This is a genomic window from Streptomyces sp. KR55 (assembly GCF_052245645.1).
GTDB classification, from domain to species: domain Bacteria; phylum Actinomycetota; class Actinomycetes; order Streptomycetales; family Streptomycetaceae; genus Streptomyces; species Streptomyces flavusporus.
The window spans coordinates 1-26,851 of the sequence record NZ_JBQQCE010000082.1 but is presented as its reverse complement, the minus strand read 5'-3'; the positions used below and the strand labels follow the sequence as shown (position 1 = coordinate 26,851).

The 26,851-nt window shown below is 69.4% G+C and carries 23 protein-coding genes and 3 pseudogenes; 13 read left to right on the top strand and 13 right to left on the bottom strand.

The window, feature by feature from the left end; genetic code table 11:
• Positions 1-247: pseudogene (locus ACTWQJ_RS14815) on the bottom strand (N-acetylmuramoyl-L-alanine amidase); the annotation flags it as partial.
• 112 nt (positions 248-359) lie between these two features.
• Here ACTWQJ_RS14815 and ACTWQJ_RS14810 point away from each other — a divergent pair.
• The 5 genes from ACTWQJ_RS14810 (at position 360) to ACTWQJ_RS14790 (ending at position 7,012) form a co-directional block, all read left to right on the top strand.
• Entirely contained in the window at positions 360-1,115 is a 756-nt protein-coding gene (locus ACTWQJ_RS14810; protein WP_443307100.1) for a TIGR03089 family protein, read from the top strand.
• A 373-nt stretch (positions 1,116-1,488) separates the two neighbouring features.
• Positions 1,489-2,745, top strand: a complete 1,257-nt coding sequence (locus tag ACTWQJ_RS14805; RefSeq protein WP_443307099.1) for an LCP family protein — start codon at positions 1,489-1,491, stop codon at positions 2,743-2,745.
• 249 nt (positions 2,746-2,994) lie between these two features.
• Positions 2,995-4,728, top strand: a complete 1,734-nt coding sequence (locus ACTWQJ_RS14800; RefSeq protein ID WP_443307098.1) for an LCP family glycopolymer transferase — start codon at positions 2,995-2,997, stop codon at positions 4,726-4,728.
• A gap of 139 nt (positions 4,729-4,867) precedes the next feature.
• Positions 4,868-6,466: an LCP family protein gene (locus ACTWQJ_RS14795; RefSeq protein ID WP_443307097.1), complete on the top strand. Its 1,599-nt coding sequence runs from the start codon at positions 4,868-4,870 to the stop codon at positions 6,464-6,466.
• Between the two features lie 189 nt (positions 6,467-6,655).
• Positions 6,656-7,012 (top strand): four-helix bundle copper-binding protein, encoded by a 357-nt coding sequence (locus ACTWQJ_RS14790; protein WP_443307096.1) that lies wholly within the window; start codon positions 6,656-6,658, stop codon positions 7,010-7,012.
• Positions 7,013-7,060: 48 nt separating this feature from the next.
• Here the strand turns inward: ACTWQJ_RS14790 and ACTWQJ_RS14785 are convergent, their stop codons facing one another.
• Together ACTWQJ_RS14785 and ACTWQJ_RS14780 are read right to left on the bottom strand one after the other, a co-directional pair.
• On the bottom strand, positions 7,061-7,684 hold the full coding sequence (locus ACTWQJ_RS14785) for an HAD family hydrolase (RefSeq protein WP_443307095.1): 624 nt from the start codon (positions 7,682-7,684) through the stop codon (positions 7,061-7,063).
• Entirely contained in the window at positions 7,677-8,963 is a 1,287-nt protein-coding gene (locus tag ACTWQJ_RS14780; protein WP_443307094.1) for an LCP family protein, read from the bottom strand. Before ACTWQJ_RS14780 ends, ACTWQJ_RS14785 begins: the two co-directional genes overlap by 8 nt.
• Positions 8,964-9,082: 119 nt before the next feature.
• Between ACTWQJ_RS14780 and ACTWQJ_RS14775 the strand changes: the two genes are divergently transcribed.
• Positions 9,083-9,649, top strand: a complete 567-nt coding sequence (locus ACTWQJ_RS14775; protein ID WP_443307093.1) for an acyl-CoA thioesterase — start codon at positions 9,083-9,085, stop codon at positions 9,647-9,649.
• Between the two features lie 150 nt (positions 9,650-9,799).
• Here ACTWQJ_RS14775 and ACTWQJ_RS14770 read toward each other — a convergent pair whose 3' ends face one another.
• The gene (locus tag ACTWQJ_RS14770) at positions 9,800-11,266 is read right to left on the bottom strand and encodes an LCP family protein (RefSeq protein WP_443307092.1); all 1,467 of its coding nucleotides are present in this window, start codon (positions 11,264-11,266) and stop codon (positions 9,800-9,802) included.
• Positions 11,267-11,400: 134 nt separating this feature from the next.
• On the opposite strand from ACTWQJ_RS14770, the gene ACTWQJ_RS14765 reads away from it, so the two are divergent.
• Positions 11,401-12,429, top strand: coding sequence for a glycosyltransferase family 2 protein (locus ACTWQJ_RS14765; RefSeq protein WP_443307091.1), 1,029 nt, complete (start codon positions 11,401-11,403; stop codon positions 12,427-12,429).
• Between the two features lie 256 nt (positions 12,430-12,685).
• Here ACTWQJ_RS14765 and ACTWQJ_RS14760 read toward each other — a convergent pair whose 3' ends face one another.
• The 3 genes from ACTWQJ_RS14760 to ACTWQJ_RS14750 form a co-directional block, all read right to left on the bottom strand.
• Positions 12,686-13,654, bottom strand: a complete 969-nt coding sequence (locus ACTWQJ_RS14760; RefSeq protein ID WP_443307090.1) for a tyrosine-type recombinase/integrase — start codon at positions 13,652-13,654, stop codon at positions 12,686-12,688.
• 43 nt (positions 13,655-13,697) lie between these two features.
• Positions 13,698-14,297 (bottom strand): hypothetical protein, encoded by a 600-nt coding sequence (locus ACTWQJ_RS14755; RefSeq protein ID WP_443307089.1) that lies wholly within the window; start codon positions 14,295-14,297, stop codon positions 13,698-13,700.
• Between the two features lie 151 nt (positions 14,298-14,448).
• The gene (locus tag ACTWQJ_RS14750; RefSeq protein WP_443307088.1) at positions 14,449-15,606 is read right to left on the bottom strand and encodes an acyl-CoA dehydrogenase; all 1,158 of its coding nucleotides are present in this window, start codon (positions 15,604-15,606) and stop codon (positions 14,449-14,451) included.
• Positions 15,607-15,794: 188 nt separating this feature from the next.
• Between ACTWQJ_RS14750 and ACTWQJ_RS14745 the strand changes: the two genes are divergently transcribed.
• Both ACTWQJ_RS14745 and ACTWQJ_RS14740 read left to right on the top strand, forming a co-directional pair.
• Positions 15,795-17,138 (top strand): UDP-glucose dehydrogenase family protein, encoded by a 1,344-nt coding sequence (locus tag ACTWQJ_RS14745; protein ID WP_443307087.1) that lies wholly within the window; start codon positions 15,795-15,797, stop codon positions 17,136-17,138.
• Between the two features lie 168 nt (positions 17,139-17,306).
• Positions 17,307-17,782, top strand: a pseudogene (locus ACTWQJ_RS14740) (VOC family protein).
• A 12-nt stretch (positions 17,783-17,794) separates the two neighbouring features.
• Here the strand turns inward: ACTWQJ_RS14740 and ACTWQJ_RS14735 are convergent.
• From ACTWQJ_RS14735 to ACTWQJ_RS14725, 3 genes are read right to left on the bottom strand one after another with little or no spacing between them, the layout of a single operon-like run.
• Positions 17,795-18,973 (bottom strand): dipeptidase, encoded by a 1,179-nt coding sequence (locus ACTWQJ_RS14735; protein ID WP_443307086.1) that lies wholly within the window; start codon positions 18,971-18,973, stop codon positions 17,795-17,797.
• Positions 18,974-18,988: 15 nt separating this feature from the next.
• Positions 18,989-19,513, bottom strand: a complete 525-nt coding sequence (gene purE / locus ACTWQJ_RS14730; protein WP_443307085.1) for a 5-(carboxyamino)imidazole ribonucleotide mutase — start codon at positions 19,511-19,513, stop codon at positions 18,989-18,991.
• Entirely contained in the window at positions 19,510-20,649 is a 1,140-nt protein-coding gene (locus ACTWQJ_RS14725; RefSeq protein WP_443307084.1) for a 5-(carboxyamino)imidazole ribonucleotide synthase, read from the bottom strand. The genes purE and ACTWQJ_RS14725 overlap by 4 nt, the downstream gene beginning before the upstream one ends.
• Before the next feature lie 172 nt (positions 20,650-20,821).
• On the opposite strand from ACTWQJ_RS14725, the gene ACTWQJ_RS14720 reads away from it, so the two are divergent.
• Positions 20,822-21,358 carry a GtrA family protein gene (locus ACTWQJ_RS14720; RefSeq protein ID WP_443307083.1) on the top strand — a complete coding sequence of 179 codons (537 nt, stop codon included), beginning with the start codon at positions 20,822-20,824 and terminating at the stop codon, positions 21,356-21,358.
• A 107-nt stretch (positions 21,359-21,465) separates the two neighbouring features.
• Here ACTWQJ_RS14720 and ACTWQJ_RS14715 read toward each other — a convergent pair whose 3' ends face one another.
• Both ACTWQJ_RS14715 and ACTWQJ_RS14710 read right to left on the bottom strand, forming a co-directional pair.
• Positions 21,466-22,734, bottom strand: a complete 1,269-nt coding sequence (locus ACTWQJ_RS14715; RefSeq protein ID WP_443307082.1) for an ATP-binding protein — start codon at positions 22,732-22,734, stop codon at positions 21,466-21,468.
• Between the two features lie 60 nt (positions 22,735-22,794).
• A complete protein-coding gene (locus ACTWQJ_RS14710; RefSeq protein WP_443307081.1) occupies positions 22,795-23,472 on the bottom strand; it encodes a response regulator transcription factor in 678 nt (225 codons plus the stop codon).
• A gap of 457 nt (positions 23,473-23,929) precedes the next feature.
• Here ACTWQJ_RS14710 and ACTWQJ_RS14705 point away from each other — a divergent pair, with 457 nt between their 5' ends.
• The 3 genes from ACTWQJ_RS14705 (at position 23,930) to ACTWQJ_RS14695 (ending at position 26,152) form a co-directional block, all read left to right on the top strand.
• A complete protein-coding gene (locus tag ACTWQJ_RS14705; protein ID WP_443307080.1) occupies positions 23,930-25,426 on the top strand; it encodes an oligopeptide:H+ symporter in 1,497 nt (498 codons plus the stop codon).
• A gap of 94 nt (positions 25,427-25,520) precedes the next feature.
• Positions 25,521-25,784 (top strand): hypothetical protein, encoded by a 264-nt coding sequence (locus ACTWQJ_RS14700; RefSeq protein WP_443307079.1) that lies wholly within the window; start codon positions 25,521-25,523, stop codon positions 25,782-25,784.
• Entirely contained in the window at positions 25,781-26,152 is a 372-nt protein-coding gene (locus ACTWQJ_RS14695; protein WP_443307078.1) for a hypothetical protein, read from the top strand. The genes ACTWQJ_RS14700 and ACTWQJ_RS14695 overlap by 4 nt, the downstream gene beginning before the upstream one ends.
• Positions 26,153-26,208: 56 nt before the next feature.
• On the opposite strand, the pseudogene ACTWQJ_RS14690 reads toward ACTWQJ_RS14695, so the two are convergent.
• Positions 26,209-26,851, bottom strand: a pseudogene (locus ACTWQJ_RS14690) (hypothetical protein); the annotation flags it as partial.

Sequence of the window (26,851 nt, the reverse complement as noted above, 5' to 3'; positions counted from 1 at the left end):
GGGTCAGGCCCTGTGCGGAGCCGAGGGTGCGGTTGTCGGCGAGAGGGGCAAGGGGCAGCGACTGGGTGCTGCCGGGGATACCGGGATCGGCGGCTCTCGCGGGCTCGGCGCCCGGTGCAGCGGCCGGCCCTGATATCCCGGTCGCCGTCGTCGTGGTGGTCAGGGTCAGCGGGAGGGCGAGTGCGGCGGCGCAGGTGACGCCTATCGAGGAAGCGAGGAGTTTGCGCATGCCCCCGATCTTGGACATATCCATATGAATCTGTCCATTGGGGAATTGACGCGCCGTCGGGTGTCATTCGCCCGAACCGGTGAGCCCCGCCGCTCGATGCACAGGCGGCCGCCCGCGTACGCTTGCGCGGATGAACGCCACCGATCGCACCCCTGCCGACCTGCTGCGTTCCGCGCTCGCCGCGGATCCCGCGCGCCCCCTGGTGACCTTCTACGACGACGCCACGGGCGAACGTGTCGAATTGTCCGTGGCCACCTTCGCCAATTGGGTGGCCAAGACCGCCAACCTCCTCCAGGACGGGATGTCCGCCGAGCCCGGCGACCGGGTCGCACTGCTGCTGCCCGCGCACTGGCAGACGGCGGTGTGGCTGCTGGCGTGTTCGTCGGTGGGCGTCCTCGCGGACATGGACGGCGATCCGGCGCGGGCCGACTTCGTGGTGGCCGGGCCCGGGCGGTTCCAGGACGGACTCGCGTGCGGCGGGGAGCGGTACGCGCTGTCGCTGGCCCCGCTGGGACGTCGCTTCCCGGTACCGCCGGAGGGATACGCCGACTACGCCGTGGACGTGCCGAGCCACGGTGACCGTTTCGCGCCGTACGCGCCGGTCGACCCCGAGGCGCCCGCGCTGATCGTTGCCGGGGCGCAGTACACGGGGGCCGAAGTGGTGGAGCGGGCGCTGACCGACGCGCCCGGGCTGGATCTGACGGGGCCCGGTTCGCGCATCCTGTCCGCACTGCCGTACGACACCTGGGAGGGCCTCAGCGCCGGGCTCTACGCACCGCTCGCGACCGGCGGCTCCGTGGTGCTCTGCCGTCACCTGACGGAGCTGGGCGAGGAGGCCCTGGCCAAGCGGATCGAAAGCGAACGGGTCACGGCGACGGCCCGCTGAGCGCTCCGCTGGACGTCCGGTACGCCATCTGCGGGTGCGTCGTGGCTGGTCGCTCCCCCACTCTCGGCTTCTCCCCCACGCTCGGCTTCGCTCGCGCGAGGGGACCCCCATCGCGGCAGAGCCGTATGTCGATACAGCCCCGCGCCCCTTGGGGCGCTGCCGAACCGCACCGGACTCAGCCGCGCCCGCTCAGGGCCCGACCGGAGAGCCGTCCTGTCCGGGGCAAGCGCAAGGGCGCACCCCCACCCCGCCATCACCCATTCAGCCCTCCCCCGCCCGCGCCTCCCTCCCGTCCGCGCCATGGTCGTAAGAGCAGCACGACATGCACGACTCGCTCGTACACGCTCGTACGCCATGAGGGGTGGATCCAGACGTGACGGACACCGCAGGCACGCCATCCGGAGGTCCGGACGACGACACGCCGGCGGCGGGCGGCGACAGAGCCCGGGGGCCGGAGGCCGGGGCGTCCGCATCCGGAACCGGGCTCATACGCAGGCGCCGGCACAGGTGGGCGCGGTACGGGTCGGTCGGGGTCGCCCTCCTCGCCATAGGGGCCGTGGCCGCCGGATGGGCCCTCTACGCGAAGCTGAACGGGAACATCACCCCCGACGAGGCCGCCGCCGCGGAGCTCGAGCGGTACGAGAAGGAGCGGCCCACCGCCCTGGTGCACGGCGCGCAGAACATACTGCTGATCGGGTCGGACTCCCGGGCGGGCGCCAACCGGCGCTACGGGCGCGATCCCGGGACCGAGCGGTCGGACACCACGATCCTGCTGCATCTGTCGGCCGGGCGGCGCAGCGCCACCGCCGTCTCGATCCCCCGCGACCTGATGGTCGACATACCCAGCTGCCGACGGTCGGACGGCAGCCGCACCGAACCCGCGTTCGCGATGTTCAACTACGCCTTCGAAAGGGGCGGTTCGGCCTGCACAATCCGAACGGTCGAGAAACTGACGGACATTCGGATCGACCACCATGCCGTCGTCGACTTCAGCGGCTTCAAGAAGATGGTCGACGCCGTCGACGGCGTGCAGATCTGCCTGGCCGAGCCGATCCGGGACAAGGCCGCCAAGCTGCAACTGCCCGCCGGCCGCGTGACGCTCAACGGCGAACAGGCACTCGGCTACGTCCGCGCCCGCAAGTCCCTCGGCGACGGCAGCGACACCGACCGGATGGAGCGTCAGCAGCGATTCCTCGCGGCGCTGGTGAAGAAGGTGCGCAGCAACGACGTACTGCTCAACCCGGTGAAGCTCTATCCCGTGCTGGACGCGGCCACGTCCGCGCTCACCACGGACCCGGGACTGGCGAGTCTGCGCGGTCTGTACGACCTCGTGCGCGGAGTGCGCGACATCCCCACCGAAAATGTGCAGTTCCTGACGGTTCCGCGGGAGTCGTATGTGCACAACTCCAATCGCGACCAACTGATGGAGCCCGCTGCGGAGCGACTCTTCGAGCGGCTGCGGTCCGACGCTCCGGTCGAAGTCGCCCGAAACTTCGCGCGGGATTACAGCGAGAACACGCCCGACAACGCCGATACGGAGTCGAACGGTTACAGCCTGTACGCCGATTCCGAGGTTTCCCCGGCCCCCACCTTCAGCGGCGGCACGGCCGACGAGGACCACTGTCGGTAAAGCACTCACCAAGCCGGCGAACTTTCGTTCCGGGAAATGGGCGGATTGCCCAGTTGTAGGGACGTGGAATTTGTCACCGCCGTCGCTTGACGCTGAACTGGGCGGATAGTGTGAGCGCTTCGGTGCACCCGACCCCCGGCCGCGAAGTCCATTTCCGGGGGATCGCGCACTGTGTACGAGGTTTGTACGAGACCGAGCGCCTCGAAGGGGGAAGGCGCCGCGTGGCCCCGACGGAGGATTCAGACAACCGTGGACGCGCAAGGCCGTGGGCGGGCGGACAACATCGACCCCGCAGACCAGTGGGTGCTCAATCCGAACACCGGCGAATACGAACTGCAACTGCCTGATTCCGCACCGCAGTCGACCGTGCCCCGACCGCGCAGATCCGCCCCCCGTGGCGGCACACCGCGCGGCCGTACGGCGGCACCCGGCCGCCAGCCGCAGGACGCACCGGGCCGTGAGATCCCGGCGCAGCGCAGGCGCCGCAGCGCGCCCGCCGAGCCACCGCCGGGACGGCGCGGGCGGCGGCCGGCGCAGAAGGCGTCCAAGGCGAAGAAGGTCGTGCTGTGGACCGGCGGCGTGATGGCGTTCGTGCTGGTCGCCGCGGCAGGCGCCGGGTACCTCTACATCCGGCACCTCAACGACAACATCAAGTCCGTCGCCGACGACGGGGCGAGCACCGGTGGCTTCCAGAAGGACAAGGCCATCAACATCCTGCTGATCGGCACGGACAAGCGCACCGGCGCGGGCAACGATTCCTACGGCGACGCGGGCAGCCCCGGACACGCGGACACCACGATCCTGCTGCACGTCTCCAAGGACCGCTCCAACGCGACCGCGCTCAGCATCCCCCGTGACATGATCGTGGACATCCCGGACTGCCCGACGACGCAGGAGGACGGCAGCAAGGAGGTCATCCCGGGCTCGCAGGGCGTCCGCTTCAACACCAGCCTCGGCCAGAGCGGCCGTACGCCCAGCTGCACCATGCGTACGGTGACCGAGCTGACCGGGGTCAAGCCGGACAACTTCATGGTCGCGGACTTCAACGCGGTGAAGACGCTGACCACGGCGGTGGGCGGCGTTGAGGTGTGTGTCGAGCGCGCCGTCAAGGACGAGGATTCCAAGCTGGATCTCCCCGCCGGCACGTCGGTGGTCGAGGGCGAGGACGCGCTGGCGTTCGTCCGCACCCGGCACAGCTTCGGCAACGAGAGCGACCTCGACCGGATCAAGGTGCAGCAGCAGTTCCTGAGTTCACTCATGCGCAAGCTGAAGTCCAACGACACGCTCACCAGCCCGTCGAAGATGCTGAAACTGGCCGAGGCGGGCACCGAGGCGCTGACCGTCGACTCCCAGCTGGACAGCATCGGCAAGCTGAAGGACCTCGGCCTGGAGCTGGGCAAGCTCAACACCAAGAACCTGACGTTCACGACCGTGCCGGTGGTGGACAACCCGGCCGAGACGGTCAAGGCGACGGTCGTGCCCCATCCGACGCAGGCCTCCGAGGTCTTCGAGGCGATCCAGAACGACGTCTCCTTCACCGACGTCAAGCAGCAGAAGGCGAAGGAGAAGGCCGAGGTGGCCGCCCGGCTGAAGGGCACCAAGGCCGACCCGTCCGAGGTACGGGTGCAGATCCTGAACGGCGGTGCCCCGGACGGCAGCGCCCAGGACGCCCTCAACTGGCTGCAGCTCGAGGAGGGCGTCAGCAAGTCCGAGAACGCCGGCAACGCGGACGCGGAACTGAGCAAGACCACCCTGGAGTACGCGCCCGACCAGGCGGACCAGGCACGCAGGCTGGCGGACATCATGGGTCTGTCCGGGTCCGCGATGAAGCCCGGCGAGAGCGTGACCAACTCCCAGGGCCTGCCCACGATGACGCTGACGCTGGGCAAGGACTTCAAGGGTGCGGGCGTCTCTCTCACCGCTCCGACGAAGGCGCCGGACGTCAGGAAGACCACGGCGGACAAGGTCGTGTGCGCCGAGTAGTGAATTGGGGGGTAACCCAACGGGTCCGTCGTGCGTCTGACTTGTCGCGGGGCGGACCCGTGTTCGTGTGCAGGGGTGGGAGGGCAGGCAGTTGGCGCGAAGCGGTGTGCGCGGGGACGTGCCGGCGGTGGAGGACACGATGTCCCTCGCACCGCGATCCGGGAGCAGTACGGACGCGGCCGAGGCCGGCGGACGGCACGGTGGCGGGGGGCGTCGCGGCACCGGCGGACGGCCGCCCCGCAGACGGCGGGTGCTGCGCTGGTCGGCCACGGTCCTGGCGGTGGTGATACTCGGCACCGCGACTGCGGGCTATCTCTACTACCGGCATCTGAACGCCAACCTCGAGACCGGCAAACGCAGCAGCGGTGACTCCAAGGCCGAGAAGCCACAGCCCAACGCGGCCGGGCAGACGCCGCTGAACATCCTGCTGATTGGCTCCGACAGCCGGAACTCGGCGGAGAACCTGGAGCTCGGCGGCAGTAAGAGCAGCGTCGGGAGCAAACCGCTCGCGGACGTGCAGATGCTGGTCCACCTGTCCGCGGACCGCAAGCACGCGTCGGTGGTGAGCATTCCGCGCGACACCCGCGTCGACATCCCCAAGTGCACGGACCCGGAGACCGGCGAGACCTATCCGGCGACCAACACGATCATCAACGCCTCGCTCGCCCGCGGCGGCGCCGGCTGCACGCTGGCCACCTGGCAGAACCTCACCGGGGTCTATATCGACCACTGGATGATGATCGACTTCGCGGGCGTGGTGAGCATGGCGGACGCCGTCGGCGGCGTCGAGGTCTGTGTGAAGCAGGGCGTGTGGGACCGCCCCCTGCCCGGTGTGCCCGGCGGTTCCGGCCTGAAGCTGAAGGAGGGCAGGCAGAAGGTGCAGGGCGAGACGGCGCTGAAGTGGCTGCGCACCCGACACGCGTTCTACAGCGACGTGGGCCGGGCCAAGGCCCAGCACATGTACATGAACTCGATGATCCGCACGCTGAAGGAGCAGAACGCCTTCACCGACACCGGCCGGCTGATGAACCTGGCCGAGACGGCCACGGACGCACTGAAGGTCTCCGAGGAGATCGGCTCGGTCAAGAAGCTGTACGACCTCGCCATGCAGCTCAAGACGGTGCCGACGAACCGCATCACCATGACGACCATGCCGACCGACGTGGACCCGCAGAACGCGAACCATCTGGTGCCGGCCGGGGAGGACGCCGAGAAGATCTGGTCGATGGTCCGCGACGACGTGGCCTTCGACAAGAACGGCAAGGCGGCGGGCTCGAAGAAGACGTCGAGCACGGAGAAGGCGTCCAGCGACCCCGCGGCGGACGACGCCGAGATCGGCGTCCTGGTGCAGAACGCCACCCGGTCCGACGCCGAGGGCGCGGTCGACGGACGCGCGAGCGAGCTGGCCGGGCTGCTGGTGGAGAAGGGCTTCACGAGGGCGGCGGCGGATTCGACGGGCGGCCTCTCCGAGGAGCAGACCGTCGTCCGCTACCCGAGCGCGGAACTCGAGGGCGACGCCCAGCGGATCGCCAAGTCGCTGGGGATTCCGCTGAGTTCGGTGAAGAGGTCGACCGACGTCTCCGGGGTAACCCTCGTCGTGGGCGCCGACTGGCGCACCGGCACCAGCTACCCGAAGAAGTCGGCCCCCAAGGCCGGCGACATCCCCGAGTCCGCCGACGCGATCAACGGCTCGGACAGCGGCCAGTGCATGGATGTGTACGAGCCGTACCGCTGGTAGCGGGTGCCGTAGGCATTCGGCGTACTCGTGACAAGCCCCCGGAGCGGATCCGGGGGCTTTTGCCGCTTTGGCGGCATGGCATTCGTGGTGGATTGTGGGCGTCCGCCGGATGGCGCGGCGCGTCGGCAAGGCGTACCACGGAAGGGCGCGGGGTCCGACCCCCGGACTCCACTCACCCCAGGAGGAGCCATGACCGGAACCATGCCCGCGATGAGTAAGCAGATGCAGGACTGCGTCGACGCGTGCATGTCCTGCCACAGCATCTGCGAGGAGACCATGAGCTCCTGCATGCAGATGGGCGGCCAGGCTCAGATGCAGATCATGCGGGCGCTCATGGACTGCGCAGAGACGACCCGTATGTGTGCGGACATGATGATGCGCCGCTCGCCGATGTCGGCCGACATGTGCGCGATGTGCGCCAAGGCGTGCGACATGTGCGCCGAGGCGTGTATGTCCATGCCGGACGACCCGCAGATGATGCGGTGCGCCGAGGCGTGTCGCCGCTGTGCCGAGATGTGCCGCACGATGGCGGGCGCCACGATGTGAAACCCGGCCGGCCGCCGTCAGGGGCCCCGTGGCCCTTGGCGGCGGGCCTCAGAACAGCGGCGCGAGCGCCCGTTCCAGGTCGGCCGGTGCGCGGAAGTGGACCGTCTGCATGCCCAGCGCGGCCGCGGCCGTCACGTTCTCCAGCATGTCGTCCACGAAGAGGCACCGGTCGAGCGGGGCGCCCGCCCGCTCGGCCGCCAGCCGGAAGATGCGCGGATCCGGTTTGGCGAGGCCTACGCGTGCGCTGCTGACGATGTCGTCGGCGAGGCCGGACAGGCCGAGGGACGCGAGATCGGCCTCCAGGGCCACCGAGGCGTTGCTGAGCAGGACGAGCGGGACGTGCTCCCGCGCCCGGCGCAGCAGTGCCACCACCGTCTCGTCGGCGTGGAACGGCGCGTCCGCAAGGGCGTTGCCCAGCTCGTAGGCGACGGGCTCGGGTACCAGCCCGGCGAGGCCCACGACGATCGAGTGGACCCACTCCTGCGGGGTGATCCGCCCCAGCATCAGCGGCAGATCGGTCTCGGGCGCGAACGCCACCTTCATCGTGGTGCCCTCGGCCAGCCCCGCGGCCCGCTCCAGGGCGGTCAGCCGGGAGGGGTCGTAGGACCAGATCACGTTGTCGACGTCACAGAGCACCACGTCGAAGGGCCGTCCGCCCCCGGCGTCAGTCACCCGACACCGTGACCTTCTCGTCGTTGTTCAGCTGCTCGACCAGCGTCTTGACCTTGGCCTCGTCCCAGACGAGGTTGCCGCCCGACGAGCCGGAGATCGGCATGTTCATGGACGTGCCGTCGCCGCCGCTGACGCCCTTCATCGCCCAGAACATGTCGGCCAGGTCGAACAGGCCCATGTCCTTGTCGACGATGAGGGAGTCCAGGCCCGCGCCCATGGTCGGGTAGAGCTTGAAGGGGTTGAGGACCGTGCCCGGGGTGGCCACCTGGTTGGCGAGGGCCGAGAGGAACTTCTGCTGGTTCTTCGTCCGGTCCAGGTCGGAGCCGGCCAGCGCGTACCGGGTGCGGACGAAGGCGAGGGCCTGCTCGCCGTTGAGGGTCTGCTTGCCCGCCTCGAAGTCGGCACCGGACTTCGTGTCCTTCATGCCGCCCTTGGGGATCTCGATCTCCACGCCGCCGACCGCGTCCACGATGTTCGCGAAGCCGGCGAAGCCGATCTCGACGTAGTGGTCGATGTGCAGGCCGGTGTTGGCCTCGACGGTGCGGACCAGCAGTTCCGGTCCGTCCTCGGCGTAGGCGGCGTTCAGCTTCACATGCCGGCCCGTGCCCTGGTACGTCTTGCCGGACTCGGAGCCCACGAACGTCGGTATCTCCACATCCGAGTCGCGCGGCAGCGAGATCAGCGTCGGCCCGTTGTCACCGGTGTGCAGGATCATCATCGAGTCCGTGCGCTTGCCCTCCGAGGACCCGGTGTGCAGCCTCTTCTTGTCCTCGGCGGACATGCCCTCACGGCTGTCGGAGCCGACGATGAGGTAGTTGGTGCCCTCGCCCTTCTCCGGCCGGTCGATGACCTTCGACAGGTCGACGTCGCGGTTGAGCTTGGAGTCGGCCCAGAAGTACGTGCCGACGAGCGTCACGACGAGCACGGTCACCACGGTGATCGACGTCACCTTGATCCGGCGCCGCCAGTTCGGCGCGGGGCGCGGCTCGTACATTCCCGCGCCGTCGCCGGGCCCGCCGGGGCCGCGGCCGCCGGGGGCGCCGTAGACCTGGCCGGTGTTGTAACCGCTGTCGTACGCGTCGTATCCCTGTCCGTCGACGTACGACGGCTGCTGCGGAACGCCGTACTGCGGTGCCGCCTGGCCCCCGCCGGGCGGTGCCGCCGGGCCGCGCCGCACCTGGCGCATCACACGGGCGCCTTCAGGCTGCGCGCCTGTGCTGCCGCGCCCGTACCGGGTGCCGCGGTTGTCGTCGGACCATCCCTGGGGCCAATCATTCATGCGCCCCAGTGTGCAGGTCGCGGCTGTGTGCATTACAAGGGTCGGCAGAAAATCACAGCGCGGCTGTTGCGAAGCCGACACAAAATCACCGGAAGTCGCTTCGGCATAAGGTGGAGGCCATGACAGACCAGGCCAGCGCCCCGGAGCAGGAGACACCCAGCACTCCGGACATACCCGGCAAGCACACCTCCGCTTCCCGGACCACCCTCAGCCACATCATGACCCACAACGACACCAACCTTTTGGGCACGGTGCACGGCGGGGTGATCATGAAGCTGGTCGACGACGCGGCCGGAGCGGTGGCCGGCCGGCACAGCGGCGGTCCCGCCGTCACGGCCTCCATGGACGAGATGGCGTTTCTGGAGCCGGTCCGCGTGGGCGACCTGGTCCATGTGAAGGCGCAGGTCAACTGGACCGGCCGTACCTCGATGGAGGTGGGGGTACGGGTCCTGGCCGAACGCTGGAACGAGTCCGCCCCGCCCACCCAGGTCGGCTCGGCCTACCTCGTCTTCGCCGCCGTCGACGCCGACGGCAAGCCCCGCCCGGTCCCGCCGGTGATCCCGGAGACGGAAAAGGACAAGCGCCGCTACCAGGAGGCCCAGATCCGCCGCACCCACCGCCTGGCCCGCCGCCGCGCCATCATGGAACTCCGTGAAAAGCGCGCAGCCGAGGGCTTCGAGGACTGACGTACCCAGCTGCGGGCAGTCGTGCCGCTGGGGCGATGGGGGTCCCCCCGCTCGAGCGAAGCCGAGAGTGGGGGAGGGTGGGCGCAGCGGCACCCCGCCAGCGCCGGCGAGCGACCCACCCGCCCGCACCGGCTCCGCTGCCGCCTCCCCCTACGAGCACCGCACCTCGTCGCCCCGCACCACCCCGACCTCGCCCGCCCGGACATCCGGCGCCTTGACCTTCCGTACCTCCCGGAAGTCCCTCCCGGCGATCACCTTCAGCGTCGCCCCCTGCCCCCTGACCGCCTGCAACTCACTCCCGGGCAGCGCCGCCGCGAGCGACCGCGCGGAACGGTCCCACCGAGGGTCGTAGAAGACGACGGTCCGCACGACCGACTGATTCCTCGCGTTCCTCGGCTGCCGCGTCGTGAGGAAGCCGGCCTGCGCCAGCGCCGTGTCGACGCGTTGGCCCAGCCCGGCCGTCCTCGTGCCGTTCTCCACCTGGACGCGGATCTGCTGCGGGGCCACGTCCACCTGTACCGCCGTGTCCTTCGGCCGCCCGGCCGCCAGCGGCTTGTCGTCACGCAGTGCCTGGAAGAGCCGCCGGGACTTGACCGGGTCCCACTTCAGCGTCGAACCGATGCCCTTCACGGCGTACCCCATCTGCCCGATCGGGACGGTCGTGAACTCGGACGACGAGGGGGAGAAGTTGCGCATCGCCCGTCCGAGGTCCAGCAGTTCGTGCGCGCCGAACTCCTTGTCCGCCCGCACCGAGCCCAGCACCGCCCGGGTCGCGTCGCGGAACTTCATCGGGTTCAGCAGCACCCCGGAGGAGGTCGCCTGGTCGATCAGCGCGGCCAGGAAGCGCTGTTGCCGTTGCATCCGCCCGAGGTCGGACGCCCCGTCGACATACCGGGCGCGCACGTACTGCAGGGCCTGCCCGCCGGTCAGCGTGTGGTTCCCGGCCCGCAGGTTCAGGCCGGTGTGTGTGTCCTTCAGCGGCCGGGCGGTGCAGATCTTCACGCCGCCGAGCACGTCCACCGTCTTCATGAAGCTGGTGAAGTCGACCTCCAGGTAGTGGTCGATCTTCACCCGGGTCATGTGCTCGACCGTGCGCACGGTCAGCTGCGGCCCGCCCTCCGCGTACGCCGCGTTCAGCTTGACCGGATGCGCCTCGTGCCACTCACCGGTGGTGCGGTCGGTGTGCGCGGGCACCTCGGCGTAGGAGTCCCGCGGCAGACTCACCACGCTGGCCCGCTCCCGGTCCTCCGAGATGTGTACGATCATGATCGTGTCGGTGCAGTGGCAGGGGGCCCCGCCGAGCCGGTACCGGCGCCGCTCGGCCTCGGAGATCTTGTCCCGGCCGTCGGTGCCGACCACCAGCACGTTCATGCCGTGACCGGCCCGCGGGCGGTTCTTCATGTCCCTGAAGGGATCGACCCGGGCGATGTCCGCGTCCAGGCTCGAGACCACCGCGTGCCCGATCCCGGCCGAGGCGAGGATCACCACGGACAGCGTGGTCACCATCCGCATGGCCCAACGCGGCTTCCTCCGTCGTACGGGCGGCCGCACGGCGCGGCGCGACTCCGGCCGGCGCTGCGGCCGGACCGGGTACGGACGAGGCGGCGTGGCGGGCATGGGGGCACCTCCGCTGAAGCGGGAGCGGCGTAAATGGGATCATGAGCACCGTAGGCCCATACGATCTGTGGCCCGGTGCACCGACCCGGGCGGGGCGGCTCGCTGTCCCCCGTTCGCGGTAACGTGAGGCCCCTATGAACGCCAATCCCGACGTGCAGCTTCCCGCCGTGTCCGTCATCATGCCCGTCCTCAACGAGGAGCGGCATCTGCGCGGCGCCGTCCACGCGATCCTCGCCCAGGAGTACGCCGGCGAGATGGAGGTCGTGATCGCCCTCGGTCCGTCCACGGACCGCACGGACGAGATCGCCGCCGAGCTGGTCCGTGAGGACCCTCGTGTGCACACGGTCCCCAACCCGACGGGCCGTACGCCCGCGGCCCTCAACGCCGCGATCAAGGCCTCCCGGCACCCGATCGTGGTCCGCGTCGACGGCCACGGCATGCTCTCGCCGAACTACATCGCGACCGCAGTACGACTCCTTCAGGAGACCGGCGCGCAGAATGTCGGCGGCATCATGCACGCCGAGGGCGAGAACGACTGGGAGCACGCGGTCGCGGCGGCCATGACCTCACGGATCGGCGTCGGCAACGCGGCCTTCCACACGGGCGGGGAGGCCGGTCCGGCGGAGACGGTCTACCTCGGCGTCTTCCGGCGCGAGGCGCTGGAGCAGCAGGGCGGATACAACGAGGAGTTCATCCGCGCCCAGGACTGGGAGCTGAACTTCCGCATCCGTGAGGCGGGCGGCCTGATCTGGTTCTCGCCGGAGCTGAAGGTGTCGTACCGGCCGCGGCCGAGCGTGCGGGCGCTGGCCAAGCAGTACAAGGACTACGGCCGTTGGCGGCACGTCGTCGCCCGCTACCACTCCGGCTCCATCAACCTGCGCTACCTCGCCCCGCCGACCGCGGTGTGCGCGATAGCCGCGGGCCTGGTCGCCGGCGCCGCCCTGACCCCGTGGGCCTTCGTGATACCCGGCGGCTACCTCGCGGCGATCGTGGCGGGCTCGGTTCCGGCCGGCAAGGGCCTGCCTCTGAAGGCCCGCCTGCAGATCCCCGTGGCCCTCGCCACCATGCACATGTCCTGGGGCTTCGGTTTTCTCACCAGCCCCAAGTCGCTGGCGAGGAAGGTCATCGCTTCACGTCGGTCGGCGGTGCTCAGCAACAGTTGACGCGTCGCCAGGCTCCGGGCGGACAACAACGCGCGTGGCGGGCCGCTCCAGAAAGGCGCGTCCGCATGAGCGCCACCCTGGACACCCTCATCGCCGACGGCGGCCGACCAGCGCAACGAGGAGGCGGTCAACCTCCAGCGCGAGCGGAACCGACCGCCGCAGACCCACCCGGCCAGTTCCTGACTCTACGTCAGAAACTGGCCGTCTCGGTCAACTGCTGCGGAGCGCCTGGACTCCGGCAGTGACACACTGCTCGCTATGCGGACGCCGCTCCGCCGAGTCCGGGCATACGAGTGGCAGCAGCTTCTTGCCGACTCGCTCCCAAAGCTCCGTCGATCGCAAGCCGCGCGCGGTCAGGAGCGTCCGGCATCAGGTCCGAGTAGTACCGCTCGGTGAAGCTCACCGACGTATGGCCCAGCCAGGCCGAGACTTCGGTGATCGACACCCCCTGGCTCAACAGGGACGCAGCGTAGAAGTGCCTGAGACTGTGAGGCTTGAAATAGTCGATGCCGACTGTGGCAAGAGCGGGACGCCAGATCCTGCCGTACCAGTAGTACGGGTAGAGCAGCCCTCTGCCTGTCACGTTGCTGAACAGCAGTTCCTCTTCACCCCAGGTGGCATAGTCCCTGAGGTGACGGCGTAGGGCCAATGCCACCACATCGGGAAGCGGAACCCGTCGGCCCCGCTCTCCGTCCTCACGCCATTTGACGTGACGCAGCCGCATGCTGCCGTACCGTCCCGATCCGGTGTCCCGGTCGCAGGCGACTTGCCGGTCGACTGTGACCAGCTGGTGAGAGAAGGAGATGCGGTCACGGCCGAGCCCCATGGCCTCGCCGAGCCGCAGCCCGCAGCCCGCCATCAGCCACAGCATCCCCCGGTACCGCTCCGGGGCAGCCGTGATGACGGCGAGTACGGTCTCCGTGCTCGGGATGTGGACCTCCGCGCGTTGATCTCGGTACGTCCGAGCGCGGCTGACGGGGAGAGCCACTGGCCTGCACGGGTTGATGTCGGCCAGCCCTTGCTCCATGGCCCAACTGAACACGGACATGAGGAGGTTGAAGCGGAATCGGACGGTGGAGGGCTTGTAGCCGCGGGAGTGGGTCATCCAGTCCACCCACTTCTCGATCTGTGACGAGGTAACGGCCCTGATGCCGACGGCTCCGAAGAACGGCGCCACTGCCCTGTCCAGCATCGTCCGATACTGCTTGACGCTGCTGTTCTCCACCCCTCTCGTAGTGGCCCATCGCTCAAAGACCGCCACTAGCGGCTCACCCTCCGCCGCTCCGGCCCTGTTCCCCATCACGTGCATCGTTCCCCTCCAAATGCCGCCTGGCCTTGTCGGTCAGGCGGTCCGCGGGTCTGCCCGGCGGCCCGTCAAGAAAGCCCATGGCACGTGCTCGCCGGACTCGGCTGCTGATGGTGTTCCGACTGAGCCCCCACGCGGTGGCCAGCCGCGTGACAGGGCTTCGGTACCCCTGCTGCACCAGGCGCACGTACTCACGGGCCATCAAGGCGTACTCCCGCTCTGTCTCGACCCGGTGAAGCACAGCCGCAGCAGTGGTTTCATCAGCCGACCAGCCCAGACGCGCACGCAATTCCTTCGCCGTCCTGCGGATCTCCGCCAGCGAGATCGATCGCATGAGCTCCGCCGTGATGCCGTCCGTCCCGACCGTGGCGTGCGGATCGTCAGGCGGCTCGATGCGAAGGCTCGTCGGGCCATCCCACGGAGCGTTGAGCAGGCTCACGACTGTCAGCTTCCAGCCGTACAACTCGGCTTCATGGACGAGCTGTTCCCCGTCCAGACGCCATCCCTCGGGCAATTCGCCACCTGAAGATGCTGCATTCACAGGTCGAAAGTAGCGCGGCACACGACGGCCACCATGTGCCGGGAAGTCCCCGGCCACAGGAGAACGCTAAGACGCAACACACGGCAGCTGCCATGTTCCGCGTCTCCGTTAACCGAAAAGAGTGAAGGGTGCCCAGCTCCTGGGCACCCTTCGACAGCCAACTCGCCAGCGATTACGGCAGGTTGCGGGCCATCACGATCCGCTGAATCTGGTTGGTCCCCTCATACACCTGCGTGATCTTCGCATCGCGCATCATCCGCTCCACCGGATAGTCACGCGTGTAGCCGTAGCCGCCGAGCAGTTGGACCGCGTCCACGGTGACCTCCATCGCCACGTCGGAGGCGAAGCACTTGGCGGCCGCGCCCTGGTAGGTGAGGTCGGCGTCGCCGCGCTCGGAGGCGGCGGCGGCCTGGTAGGTCAGGGCGCGGGCGGCCGAGACCTTCATCGCCATGTCGGCGAGCATGAACTGGATGCCCTGGAAGTCGGCGATCGGCTTGCCGAACTGCTTGCGCTCCTGGACGTAGCCCTTGGCGTAGTCGAGGGCGCCCTGGGCGATACCGAGGGCCTGGGCGGCGATGGTGATGCGGGTGTGGTCGAGGGTCTTCATCGCCGTCGCGAAGCCGGTGCCCTCCTCGCCGATCATGCGGTCGGCGGGGATGCGGACGTTGTCGAGGTAGACCTCACGGGTCGGGGAGCCCTTGATACCGAGCTTCTTCTCGGGGGCGCCGAAGGAGACGCCCTCGTCGGACTTCTCGACGACGAACGCCGAGATGCCCTTGGAGCGCTTGGACGGGTCCGTGACCGCCATGACGGTGTAGTACTCGCTCACGCCCGCGTTGGTGATCCAGCGCTTCACGCCATTGAGGACGTAGTGGTCGCCGTCGCGGACCGCCTTCGTCTTCATGCCGGCGGCGTCGGAGCCGGCGTCCGGCTCGGAGAGGCAGTACGAGAACATCGCGTCGCCCTTGGCGAGCGAGGTCATGTACTTCTTCTTCAGCTCCTCGGAGCCGGAGAGGATCACGGGCAGGGAGCCCAGCTTGTTCACGGCGGGGATGAGGGAGGAGCTCGCGCACACGCGGGCCACCTCCTCGATGACTATCACCGTGGCCAGCGCGTCGGCGCCCGCGCCGCCGTACTCCTCGGGTACGTGCACGGCGTGCAGGTCGTTCGCGACCAGGGCGTCCAGCGCCTCCTGCGGGAAGCGGGCCTCCTCGTCCACCGCGGCGGCGAACGGCGCGATCTTCGCCTCGGCCAGCGAGCGGACGGCGTCACGGAGCATGTCGTGCTCCTCGGACGGGCGGTACAGGTCGAAGTCAGCCGATCCGGCCAAGGTTTCTCACGCTCCAAAACGCTGCGATGGTGGCGCTAACTACCGTTAAGTAACCCAAATTTTATGGGGTCGCCCACTCGAGTGATACGTGAGCTTGGCGACAGCGGGAAAGTTGCCCCGTGAAGCGCGTTCCCATGCCCCGGCTATGCTCGGGCGCGCACCGCCTGCCGTAGACCCCTGGAGCACCCATGGCCCTCAAGATCACCGTGATCGGTACCGGTTATCTCGGCGCCACACACGCCGCGGCCATGGCCGAACTCGGCTTCGAGGTGCTCGGCCTGGACGTCGTGCCCGAGAAGATCGAGATGCTCCGGCGCGGTGAGGTCCCGATGTACGAGCCGGGTCTCGAGGAGCTGCTGCGCAGGCATGTCGCGGGGATCGAGGGGTCCAGTGGGCGGCTGCGGTTCACCACGGACTACGCGGAGGTCGCCGCGTTCGGCGATGTGCACTTCGTGTGTGTGAACACTCCGCAGAAGCACGGCGAGTACGCCGCCGACATGTCGTACGTCGACGCCGCGTTCGCCTCTCTGGCCCCGCATCTGACGGGTCCGGCCCTGGTCGTCGGCAAGTCGACCGTGCCCGTGGGCTCCGCCGACCGCCTCGCCGCCTACCTCGCCGAGCACGCGCCGGCCGGTGCGGACGCCGAGCTGGCCTGGAACCCGGAGTTCCTGCGCGAGGGCTTCGCCGTGCAGGACACGCTGCACCCGGACCGGATCGTGGTCGGCGTGGTCAGTGACCGGGCCGAGAAGCTGCTGCGGGAGGTGTACGCCACGCCGGTCGCCGAGGGCTCGCCCTTCGTCGTCACCGACTTCCCGACCGCCGAGCTGGTGAAGACCTCCGCGAACTCCTTCCTCGCCACGAAGATCTCGTTCATCAACGCCATGGCGGAGGTGTGCGAGGCCGCCGGTGGCGATGTCGCCAAGCTCGCCGAGGCGATCGGGTACGACGACCGGATCGGGAAGAAGTTCCTGCGGGCCGGGATCGGCTTCGGCGGCGGCTGTCTGCCGAAGGACATCCGGGCGTTCATGGCGCGCGCCGGTGAACTGGGCGCCGACCAGGCGCTGACGTTCCTGCGCGAGATCGACTCGATCAACATGCGCCAGCGTGGCCAGATGGTGGAGCTGGCCCGGCAGGCGCTGGGCGGCGGCCCCTTCCTGGGCAAGCGGGTCGCGGTGCTCGGCGCGACGTTCAAGCCGGACTCCGACGACGTACGGGACTCGCCCGCGCTCAATGTGGCCGGGCAGATCCATCTGCAGGGCGGGCAGGTGACGGTGTACGACCCGAAGGGCATGGACAACGCCCGCCGGATCTTCCCGACGCTGGGCTACGCCGACTCCGCGCAGGAGGCGGTGCGCGGTGCGGACGTCGTACTGCACCTGACGGAGTGGCAGGAGTTCCGCGAGCTGGACCCGGCGGCGCTGGGCGAGGCCGTCAAGGCCCGCGTGATCCTGGACGGGCGCAACGCCCTCGACCCGGAGCTGTGGCGGCGGGCCGGCTGGACGTACCGGGCGATGGGCCGCCCGACCGCGTAGCGCGCGGCGACGCCGGTTCGGCCGAGGCTCAGTCGGCCGAACCGGCGTCTTCCCGCATTCTGCACCACGCGCGGGTGCCGCACGCCGGCTTCTCCGGGTACGGGTTGACGCCGGCCAGGCGGGGCATCCGTTCTGTCGCTGCGCCTGCCGAGCCCGGAGGTGAGTTCCATGGCGCCCGTGGCACGCCTGCGTAACGTCGTCCTCGACTGCCCCGACCCGCGCGCACTTGCCCGCTTCTACGCCGAGATCATCGGCGGCACCCCGGACGACGAGGATCACGACTGGGTGGTGCTCCAGGTCCCTGGCGGTCCGCGGCTCGCCTTCCAGCGGTCGGAGGGCCACACCCCGCCGGAGTGGCCGCGCGCCGGCCGGAACGCGCAGCAGTTCCACCTCGACCTAGGGCCTGTCCGGCGGATCATGCCGGAGACGCGGGGTCTGGCACGCCGATCTGCGGCGTTGTCGTCGGTTGCCGACGCTCCGCGTCGACGCCCTCCTCCGCCTTGCAGCTCGACCTGGCCGAGAAGCGGGTGCTGGGGCTGGGCGCCCGCGTCCTGGACGCGGAGGACTACGAGACCAAGGACTTCCGGGTGTACGCCGATCCGGCGGGGCATCCGTTCTGCCTCTGCCGGATCGAGCACCCGTAGGAGCCGCTGGTCCTATCCGTCCAGGTCCTCCAGCGTGGCGTTCGACGGGGAGCGTCTCGCCTTGAGCTCTCGTGCCACGTCCTCCGCCGCGCCCAGCACCCGTACCGCGTTCTGCCAGGTCAGCTTGGCCAGGTCGGACTTCGACCAGCCGCGGTCGAGGAGCTCGGCGATGAGGTTCGGGTAGCCGGAGACGTCGTTCAGGCCGTCGGGGGTGAAGGCCGTGCCGTCGTAGTCGCCGCCGATGCCGAGGTGGTCGATGCCGGCGACCTCGCGCATGTGGTCCAGGTGGTCGGCGACGGTCGCCACCGTGGCGACCGGGCGCGGATGGCGTTCCTCGAAGGCGCGGTGGACCTTCATCGCCTCGGCGGTGGTGTCGAGGTGGTGGAAGCCGTGCGCGCGCATGTTGTCGTCCGCCGCGGCCGTCCAGTCGACGGCGGCCTGGAGCACGAACTTCGGTACGAAGGTCACCATGGCCATGCCGCCGTTGCCGGGCAGCCGTTCCAGCACGTCATCGGGGATGTTGCGCGGGTGGTCGCACACCGCGCGCGAGGAGGAGTGGGAGAAGATGACCGGCGCCAGGGAGGCGTCCAGCGCGTCCCGCATGGTCGTCGCCGCCACGTGCGAGAGGTCGACGAGCATGCCCTCGCGGTTCATCTCCCGCACCACCGCCCGGCCGAAGGCCGACAGGCCGCCGACGCCCGGCTTGTCCGTCGCCGAGTCCGCCCATGCCACGTTGTCGTTGTGGGTGAGCGTCAGGTAGCGGACGCCGAGTGCGTGCAACTGCCGTAGCACGCCGAGGGAGTTGGCGATGGAGTGACCGCCCTCCGCGCCCATGAGCGAGGCGATACGGCCTTCCGCGCGCGCCGCCTCCATGTCCGCAGCCGTCAGCGCGGGCGCCAGGTCGCGCGGGTAGCGGGCGAGCAACTGCCGTACGCAGTCGATCTGTTCCAGCGTCGCGGGCACCGGGTCGGGCAGGTCCGAGCGGACGTACACCGACCAGTACTGCGCGCCGACCCCGCCCGCGCGCAGCCGCGGGATGTCGGTGTGCAGGTGGGCGCCCTGGGGGACAGCGATGTCCCGGGCGTCGAGGTCGTAGCGGACCTGCTCACGCAGCGCCCAGGGCAGGTCGTTGTGCCCGTCGACCACCGGGAACTCGCGCAGCAGTTCCCGGGCTTCGTCCAGCGCGGTCATCGCCGTATCCTCCCGTCAGTTGCCGAAGCCGAAGCCGTTGCCCGCGCCCTCGACCTTGGCGCGCAGACGCTTGCCCTTCTCGGTGGCCTGGTCGTTCAGCTCCTGCTGGAACTCCCGCATACGGGTGAGGAGTTCGTCGTCGTGGGCGGCGAGGATACGGGCCGCGAGCAGGCCGGCGTTGCGGGCGCCGGCGACGGAGACGGTCGCGACCGGGACACCGGCCGGCATCTGCACGATGGACAGCAGGGAGTCCATGCCGTCGAGGTACTTCAGCGGCACGGGGACGCCGATGACCGGCAGCGGGGTGACGGAGGCGAGCATGCCGGGCAGATGGGCGGCGCCGCCCGCACCCGCGATGATCACCTTCAGTCCGCGGTCGGCGGCCTGCTCGCCGTACGCGACCATCTCGCGCGGCATACGGTGCGCGGAGACGACGTCGACCTCGTAGTCGATCTCGAACTCGTCGAGGGCCTTGGCGGCGGCCTCCATGACGGGCCAGTCGGAGTCCGACCCCATGACGATGCCAACGGCTGGGCTCATTCGGTGATCGTGCCTCTCAGGTATCCGGCAGCGTGACGGGCGCGCTCCAGCACGTCGTCCAGGTCGTCGCCGTAGGTGTTGACGTGGCCGACCTTGCGGCCGGGCTTCACGTCCTTGCCGTACATGTGGATCTTCAACTGGGGGTCGCGGGCCATGCAGTGCAGGTACGCGGAGTACATGTCGGGGTAGTCGCCGCCGAGGACGTTGACCATGACGGTCCACCTGGCGCGCGGGCGCGGGTCGCCGAGCGGGAGGTCGAGGACGGCCCGGACGTGGTTGGCGAACTGGGAGGTGATCGCGCCGTCCTGGGTCCAGTGGCCCGAGTTGTGCGGGCGCATCGCCAGTTCGTTGACGAGGATGCGGCCGTCGCGGGTCTGGAACAGCTCGACGGCGAGGTGGCCGACGACGTCCAGTTCCTTGGCGATGCGCAGGGCGAGCTCCTCGGCCTGCAGGGCGAGGGTCTCGTCGAGGTCCGGGGCCGGGGCGATGACCGTGTCGCAGACGCCGTCCACCTGGCGGGACTCGACCACGGGGTACGCGACCGCCTGGCCGTGCGGGGAGCGGACGACGTTCGCCGCGAGCTCCCGCACGAAGTCGACCTTCTCCTCGGCGAGCACGGGCACGCCCGCCTTGAAGGGGGCCTCGGCCTCCTCGACGGAGTCGACCACCCACACGCCCTTGCCGTCGTAGCCGCCGCGGACGGTCTTGAGAACGACGGGGAAACCGTCGCCCTCCGCCGCGAACAAAGCGACGTCCTGCGGGTCGCTCACGATGCGGTGCCGTGGGCAGGGCACGCCGATCGCGTCGAGCTTGGCGCGCATCACACCCTTGTCCTGGGCGTGCTGGAGCGCGTCGGGGCCGGGGCGCACGGGGATGCCGTCCGCCTCCAGGGCCCGTAGGTGCTCGGTGGGTACGTGCTCGTGATCGAAGGTGATCACGTCACAACCGCGTGCGAAGGCGCGCAGCGTGTCGAGGTCGCGATAGTCGCCGATGACGACATCGCTCACGACCTGCGCCGCGGAATCCTGAGGGGTGTCACTGAGGAGCTTGAACCTGATGCCCAACGGGATGCCCGCCTCGTGTGTCATACGAGCGAGCTGACCCCCGCCGACCATGCCGACTACCGGGAACGTCACGCCCCCAGGGTATCGGCCGCGCCAGGTCGGCCGGATTCCGCCTCTTTCCGCACCGGTTCCCGGCCGGTTCCGGCCTCTTTCGTCACGGTGAGCTCTTCCACAAGCGATCACAGAATGGCGGTGGTTAGCATGGCTGGGTTGACGACACCGACGAGTGGGGGCCTGCACGACCATGGGACGTGGTTCCTCGGGGCTCCCACCGACGCCCCCCAGTGCGCTGCGGCAGCGCATCGAACGGCTCGTGCGTGAGGTCGCCAAGTTCGGCGCCGTGGGTGGGGCGGGACTGCTCGTCAATCTCCTCGTGTTCAACCTGGTACGGCATGTGACCGACCTCCAGGTGGTGCGCGCCAGCGTGATCGCGACGGTCGTGGCGATCGCCTTCAACTATGTCGGCTTCCGCTACTTCACGTACCGCGACCGCGACAAGAGCGGCCGTACGAAGGAGATGTCGCTGTTCGGGCTGTTCAGCGCGGTCGGCCTGGTGATCGAGAACGGCGTGCTGTACACGGCGACGTACGGCTTCGACTGGGACAGCCCGCTGCAGAGCAACATCTTCAAGTTCCTCGGCATCGGCATCGCGACGCTGTTCCGCTTCTGGTCCTACCGCACCTGGGTGTTCCGCGCGCTTCCGGGCCGCGAGGCGATCGCCGACGCGGAATCGTTCCTGGAGGCGGAACGAGCCCGGCCTCCGCAGCGCGCCCGCGTCTGACGCGCCCAAGAAGGGCGCCGCCCCAAAGGGGCGCGGGGCTGTATCGACATGCGGCTCCGCCGCGCGGGCGCGACCAGCCACCACGCACCCGCAGGCGGCATACGGCCTCAGCGAACCGTCCGGTCCCCCTCACCCTTCTTCTTCACCGGTGTTCGTGACAGGAACAGTCCGAACACCGGAGGCTTGGCCTGCAGCATCTCCAGGCGGCCGCCGTCCGCTTCCGCCAGGTCGCGGGCCACGGCCAGGCCGATGCCCGTGGAGTTGCGGCCGCTGATCGTCCGCTCGAAGATCCGGGCGCCCAGGTCGGCCGGGACGCCGGGACCCTCGTCGGTGACTTCGATGACCGCCTGGTTCCCGGTGACGCGGGTGCGCAGCGCCACCGTGCCGCCGCCGTGCATGAGGGAGTTCTCGATCAGCGCCGCCAGTACCTGCGCGACCGCGCCCGGCGTGCCCACGGCCTGGAGGTGCCGTTTGCCGGAGCTGACGATCGCGCGGCCGGCGCTGCGATAGGCCGGGCGCCACTCGGCGAGCTGCTGCTGGATGACCTCGTCGAGGTCGAAGGTGACGGCGGAGCCGGTGCGCGGGTCGCGGGAGTTGGTCAGCAGCCGCTCGACGACGTCCGTGAGGCGTTCCACCTGCGTGAGCGCGATGGTCGCCTCCTCCTTCACGGTGTCCGGGTCGTCGGTGAGGGTGATCTCCTCCAGACGCATGGACAGCGCGGTGAGCGGGGTGCGCAGCTGGTGGGAGGCGTCGGCGGCCAGTCGGCGCTCCGCCGTGAGCATGCGGGCGATGCGCTCGGCGGAGGCGTCGAGAACGTCGGCGACGCGGTCCAGCTCGGGGACGCCGTACCGCTTGCGGCGGGGCCGGGGGTCGCCGGAGCCGAGGCGTTCGGCGGTTTCGGCGAGGTCGGTGAGCGGTGAGGCGAGGCGGTCGGCCTGGCGCAGAGCGAGCAGTACCGCGGCGATCACGGCCAGCAGCGCCACCGCCCCGATGATCAACAGCGTCCGGCCCACCTCCCGGGTCACCGCCGAGCGCGGCTCCTGGACGGTGACCGTCTCGCCCTCCTCGCCGGTGCGCGTCGCCTCGATGACGTCGCCCGAGGGCTTCTCGCCGACCTCGATCGGCTTCTGGCCGGGGATGCGGACGACCGCGTACCGTTCGTCGCCGACCTGGTCGGCGAGTATCTCCGAGGTGATCTGCTCGGCGCCGAGGATCCGGCTGTCCACGATGCTGGCCAGCTGCACCGCCTCGGACTCCACGCGCTCCTGGGCGGTGGTGCTGATCGTCCTGGTCTCGACCACGACGAGGGAGACGCCGAAGACGGCGATCACGACGAGGACCACGGCGAGCGTGGACTGGATCAGTCGACGGCGCATTTTTCTTACTTACTTGTAGGGAAAGCCGTAGCTCGGCCTCACGTGCGGGGAAGCCGTGGCTCAGCTCTTCTCGAAACGGAAGCCCACACCGCGCACGGTCGCGATGTACCGGGGGTTGGCCGCGTCGTCGCCCAGCTTCTTGCGCAGCCAGGAGATGTGCATGTCGAGGGTCTTGGTGGACGACCACCAGGTGGTGTCCCAGACCTCGCGCATCAGCTGGTCGCGGGTGACCACCCGCCCGGCGTCCCGGACCAGGACCCGCAGCAGGTCGAACTCCTTGGCGGTGAGCTGGAGCTCTTCCTCGCCCATCCAGGCGCGGTGCGACTCGACGTCGATGCGCACGCCGTGCGTGGCGGGCGGCTGCTGGGGCTCGGCGGCGCCGCGCCGCAGCAGGGCCCGGACCCGGGCGAGCAGCTCGGCGAGCCGGAACGGCTTGGTGACGTAGTCGTCGGCGCCCGCGTCGAGCCCGACGACGGTGTCGACCTCGTCGGCGCGTGCGGTCAGGATCAGGATCGGCACGGTGTGGCCTTCGGCACGCAGTCGGCGGGCCACCTCGAGACCGTCCATGCCGGGCAGGCCGAGGTCCAGCACGACCAGGTCGACGCCGCCCTGGAGTCCTGCGTCGAGTGCGGTGGGTCCGTCCTCACGCACCTCGACCTCGTAGCCCTCCCGGCGCAGTGCGCGAGCCAGCGGTTCCGAGATGGACGCGTCGTCCTCGGCGAGCAGTACTCGGGTCATGAGGTGATGGTAGTCCGCGCCTGACAAGTGCCGGAGGCCGATCGCAGGGCCCGGATTCTTACCTTCGGGCGTACTGGTACGAACCTATGACTGAAGGGTGCGATCCTGGAAAGGACCTTCGAATGGGTGCCTGCGGTTCCGCCGACACCTGTGATTCGCGTCTCAAGTCCTTCCATATCCGGCAGTGTCATGACGTATGGTGATGGAACGCCTGTATCACCCGGGACCTTCGGCGAAGTGACGCTGAGGGTCTGTTTTGTGTGAGGAATGACCTGTGGCCGGGCCCTTGCGCGCACCACGCGCGGGGCGTGGATCCCGGTGGGCGCCGTCCACCGCTCCGTGATCCGGAGCGGACTCCCCCTGGGCGTGGGGCGGACGGGCGCCCCCGCCGGTGCCGGCCGCCCCCCACCGGGCGCGCATCGCTCTTCGAGCGCGTCCCGACCAGCAAGGATCGACCATGGCGTCCAGCCTGACGAAGGACTCGGTCTCCCCGGGCAACCCCGGCTCCGAGAAGACCTTCTTCGGCCACCCCCGCGGACTGGCCACTCTCTTCATGACCGAGATGTGGGAGCGGTTCTCCTACTACGGCATGAGGGCTCTGCTCCCGCTGTACCTCGTCGCGCCGGGCGGCCTGCATCTCGACGCGGCCACGGCCACGGCGATCTACTCGGTGTACGTGTCGCTGGTGTACTTGCTCGCGATGCCGGGCGGCTGGTTCGGTGACCGGGTCTGGGGTCCGCGCAAGACCGTGGCCGTAGCCGGTGCGGTGATCATGCTGGGCCACCTCACGCTGGCGCTACCTGCCTCGGGCACCTTCTACGCAGGTCTCGGCCTGGTCGCGATCGGCTCGGGTCTGCTGAAGGCCAACATCTCCACGATGGTCGGCCATCTCTACGACGGCCCGGACGACCCGCGCCGCGACGGCGGCTTCACCGTCTTCTACATGGGCATCAACCTGGGCGCCTTCGCCGCGCCGCTGATCATCGGCACCATCGGTGAGAACGTCAACTGGCACCTGGGCTTCGCGCTGGCCGCGCTCGGCATGGCGCTGGGTCTGGCCCAGTTCCTGCTCGGCAGCCGCCACCTGGACGCGCACTCGAGCGTCGTCCCCAAGCCGCTGTCCGCCGACGAGAAGGCCTCGACGCTGCGCAAGGCCGCGATCTGGGCCGGTATCGCCGTCGTCTTCTACGCGATCGTCGGCTTCTCCGGCAACTACACGCTGAACTGGATCCTGGTCCCGCTGACCCTGCTCGGTGTGATCATCCCGGTCATGGTGCTGACCCGCATCAAGCGCGACAAGGAGCTGGACCGCGCCGAGCAGTCGAAGATGTCCGCGTACATCTGGTTCTTCGTCGCCGCGGCCGTCTTCTGGATGATCTACGACCAGGGCGGCTCGACCCTGTCGATCTTCGCCGAGTCGTCGGCCGACAACAGTGTCCTCGGCTGGGAGTTCCCGGTCTCGTGGTACCAGTCGGTCAACCCGGTCCTGATCATGGCCCTGGCCCCGGTCTTCGCCTGGTTCTGGCTTGCACTGAACCGGCGCGGCAAGGAGCCGAGCACGATCGTGAAGTTCGCCTCGGGTCTGGTCCTGGTCGGCGCGTCCTTCTTCCTCTTCCTTGCCCCGCTGTCGATCGCCGAGGGCGGTCACAAGGCGGCCGCGATGTGGCTCGTGGCGATCTACTTCACGCAGACCGTCGGTGAGCTGCTGCTCTCCCCGGTCGGCCTGTCGGTCACCACGAAGATGGCACCCGCGAAGTACGCCTCCCAGATGATGGGCGTCTGGTTCCTGGCCGTCACCGCCGGTGACGCCACGACCGGCCTGCTCTCCATCGCCGGCGTCGACCTCAACAAGACGGGCATCGTGGCCCTCGAGGCCGGGCTCGCCGTGGCCGCCGGTGTGGCGGTCTGGATGTACCGCAACAAGGTGAAGGAGCTCATGGGCGACGTCCACTGAGACAGACCGCAGCTCCAAGGGCCGCCACACCGTACGGTGCGGCGGCCCTCCGGGTTTCCCCGCAGACATCGGTATTCACTCGTATTCTTGCGGCATGGCTGACACCACCATCAAGATCAGTGAGTCGATAAGGGACCGTCTGCGCACCCTCGCCGAGGAACGTGGTCTGAGCACGCGCGCCTACGTTGAACGCGTGGTCGCCGCTACGCCCACGGAGGCCGAGCGCGCCGAGCGTACGGCCCGGGCGATCGCCTATGTCCGGGCCAACCTGTGCGCGGACCTCACCGAAGCCGACGTGCGCGCGGCGCAGGAATGGCGTGCCGCGATCGCTTCCCGGCAAGTGGGGGAGCGCCGGTGATCATCCTGGACCACACGGCAGTCCTCGCCTTGTGCCGAGGCCATCGGCTGTTGTCCGGCCTGGCCGTCGTCGAAGTCGACGATCCCGAGCAACGCGCACACATTCCAGCACTTTGTCTGATGGCCGCGAGTCTTCAGCTCCCAGGTGCGGCGGCCCATGTCGGTGCGCTGCCCGGTCTGGAGTTCCTGCCGCTCGACTTCGCAGGAGCCGCGACGGTCGAGCAGGCGGTGACCGCCGGTCTGGAGTGGGCTTACGGGCACGCTGTGCATGCCGCGGCCATGAGCACCGTCGAAGGGCAGGTGCTGACAGCGACGCCGGAGGCCTATGACGGTACGGGTGTGTGGGCCGTCGACATCGGCAAGCCCTGAATCCGTACGCACCCTGGAGGGCACCTCGCGCAAGGTGCCCTCCGGACGTCAGGGTGTTACCGCAGCCGCCTCCCCGGCAGGAACGTGAGGAACGCGCCGCCCAGCAGAATCACCGTGCCGGCCACCAGGCCGAGGGCCTTCAGGCCGCCGTGGCCCTCGGCGCCCGTCTCCGCGAGGCCGCCGTCGGGAGATGTGCCGCCCGACGTGCCGCCGGACGCCGAACCGCCGCCGGATGCGCCGCCCTCCTGTTCGGTGGTGTCCAGGGTCAGCGAGACCTCGGTCTTCGCCGGCGTGCACGTCGTGGTCGTGCCCAGTGCCTCGATCGTCAGGACACCCGGCGACAGGGTCGACTCACCGCTCGCGCCCGGCTTGTAGGTGCCGGTGAGGTCGGGGATCTCGATCGGGTCGCCCGCCTTGATGTCCTCGGCGTTGGTGGGGCCCTCCACATGGACCGTGCCGGTGTCGGCGCCGCCCAGGACCACCTCCATCGACGGCTTGACGGAGTCCTTCGGGATGTCGGCCGGGCTGTCCATCACCGACTTCTTGAACTGCACGGTGAGGTCGAAACTCCCGCCGTTCTTCTTCGCGTTGATCTGCACCGGCGAGGTCGCGTTCTTGTCGCCGATGGGTGTTTTGCACTCGTAGGGGACCTGGACCTCCTTGCCGGTGAAGTCGGTCTGGCCGCCGCCTCCGCCGCCC

What these genes read in the sequence shown, in the direction of transcription:
- ACTWQJ_RS14720 (WP_443307083.1), top strand. Translation starts at nt 20,822, where the DNA reads ATGGGACGTGGTTCCTCGGGGCTCCCACCGACGCCCCCCAGTGCGCTG.
- ACTWQJ_RS14745 (WP_443307087.1), top strand. Translation starts at nt 15,795, where the DNA reads ATGGCCCTCAAGATCACCGTGATCGGTACCGGTTATCTCGGCGCCACA.
- purE (WP_443307085.1), bottom strand. Translation starts at nt 19,513, where the DNA reads ATGAGCCCAGCCGTTGGCATCGTCATGGGGTCGGACTCCGACTGGCCC.
- ACTWQJ_RS14775 (WP_443307093.1), top strand. Translation starts at nt 9,083, where the DNA reads ATGACAGACCAGGCCAGCGCCCCGGAGCAGGAGACACCCAGCACTCCG.
- ACTWQJ_RS14705 (WP_443307080.1), top strand. Translation starts at nt 23,930, where the DNA reads ATGGCGTCCAGCCTGACGAAGGACTCGGTCTCCCCGGGCAACCCCGGC.
- ACTWQJ_RS14810 (WP_443307100.1), top strand. Translation starts at nt 360, where the DNA reads ATGAACGCCACCGATCGCACCCCTGCCGACCTGCTGCGTTCCGCGCTC.
- ACTWQJ_RS14710 (WP_443307081.1), bottom strand. Translation starts at nt 23,472, where the DNA reads ATGACCCGAGTACTGCTCGCCGAGGACGACGCGTCCATCTCGGAACCG.
- ACTWQJ_RS14790 (WP_443307096.1), top strand. Translation starts at nt 6,656, where the DNA reads ATGACCGGAACCATGCCCGCGATGAGTAAGCAGATGCAGGACTGCGTC.
- ACTWQJ_RS14715 (WP_443307082.1), bottom strand. Translation starts at nt 22,734, where the DNA reads ATGCGCCGTCGACTGATCCAGTCCACGCTCGCCGTGGTCCTCGTCGTG.
- ACTWQJ_RS14795 (WP_443307097.1), top strand. Translation starts at nt 4,868, where the DNA reads ATGTCCCTCGCACCGCGATCCGGGAGCAGTACGGACGCGGCCGAGGCC.
- ACTWQJ_RS14770 (WP_443307092.1), bottom strand. Translation starts at nt 11,266, where the DNA reads ATGCCCGCCACGCCGCCTCGTCCGTACCCGGTCCGGCCGCAGCGCCGG.
- ACTWQJ_RS14700 (WP_443307079.1), top strand. Translation starts at nt 25,521, where the DNA reads ATGGCTGACACCACCATCAAGATCAGTGAGTCGATAAGGGACCGTCTG.
- ACTWQJ_RS14735 (WP_443307086.1), bottom strand. Translation starts at nt 18,973, where the DNA reads ATGACCGCGCTGGACGAAGCCCGGGAACTGCTGCGCGAGTTCCCGGTG.
- ACTWQJ_RS14765 (WP_443307091.1), top strand. Translation starts at nt 11,401, where the DNA reads ATGAACGCCAATCCCGACGTGCAGCTTCCCGCCGTGTCCGTCATCATG.
- ACTWQJ_RS14780 (WP_443307094.1), bottom strand. Translation starts at nt 8,963, where the DNA reads ATGAATGATTGGCCCCAGGGATGGTCCGACGACAACCGCGGCACCCGG.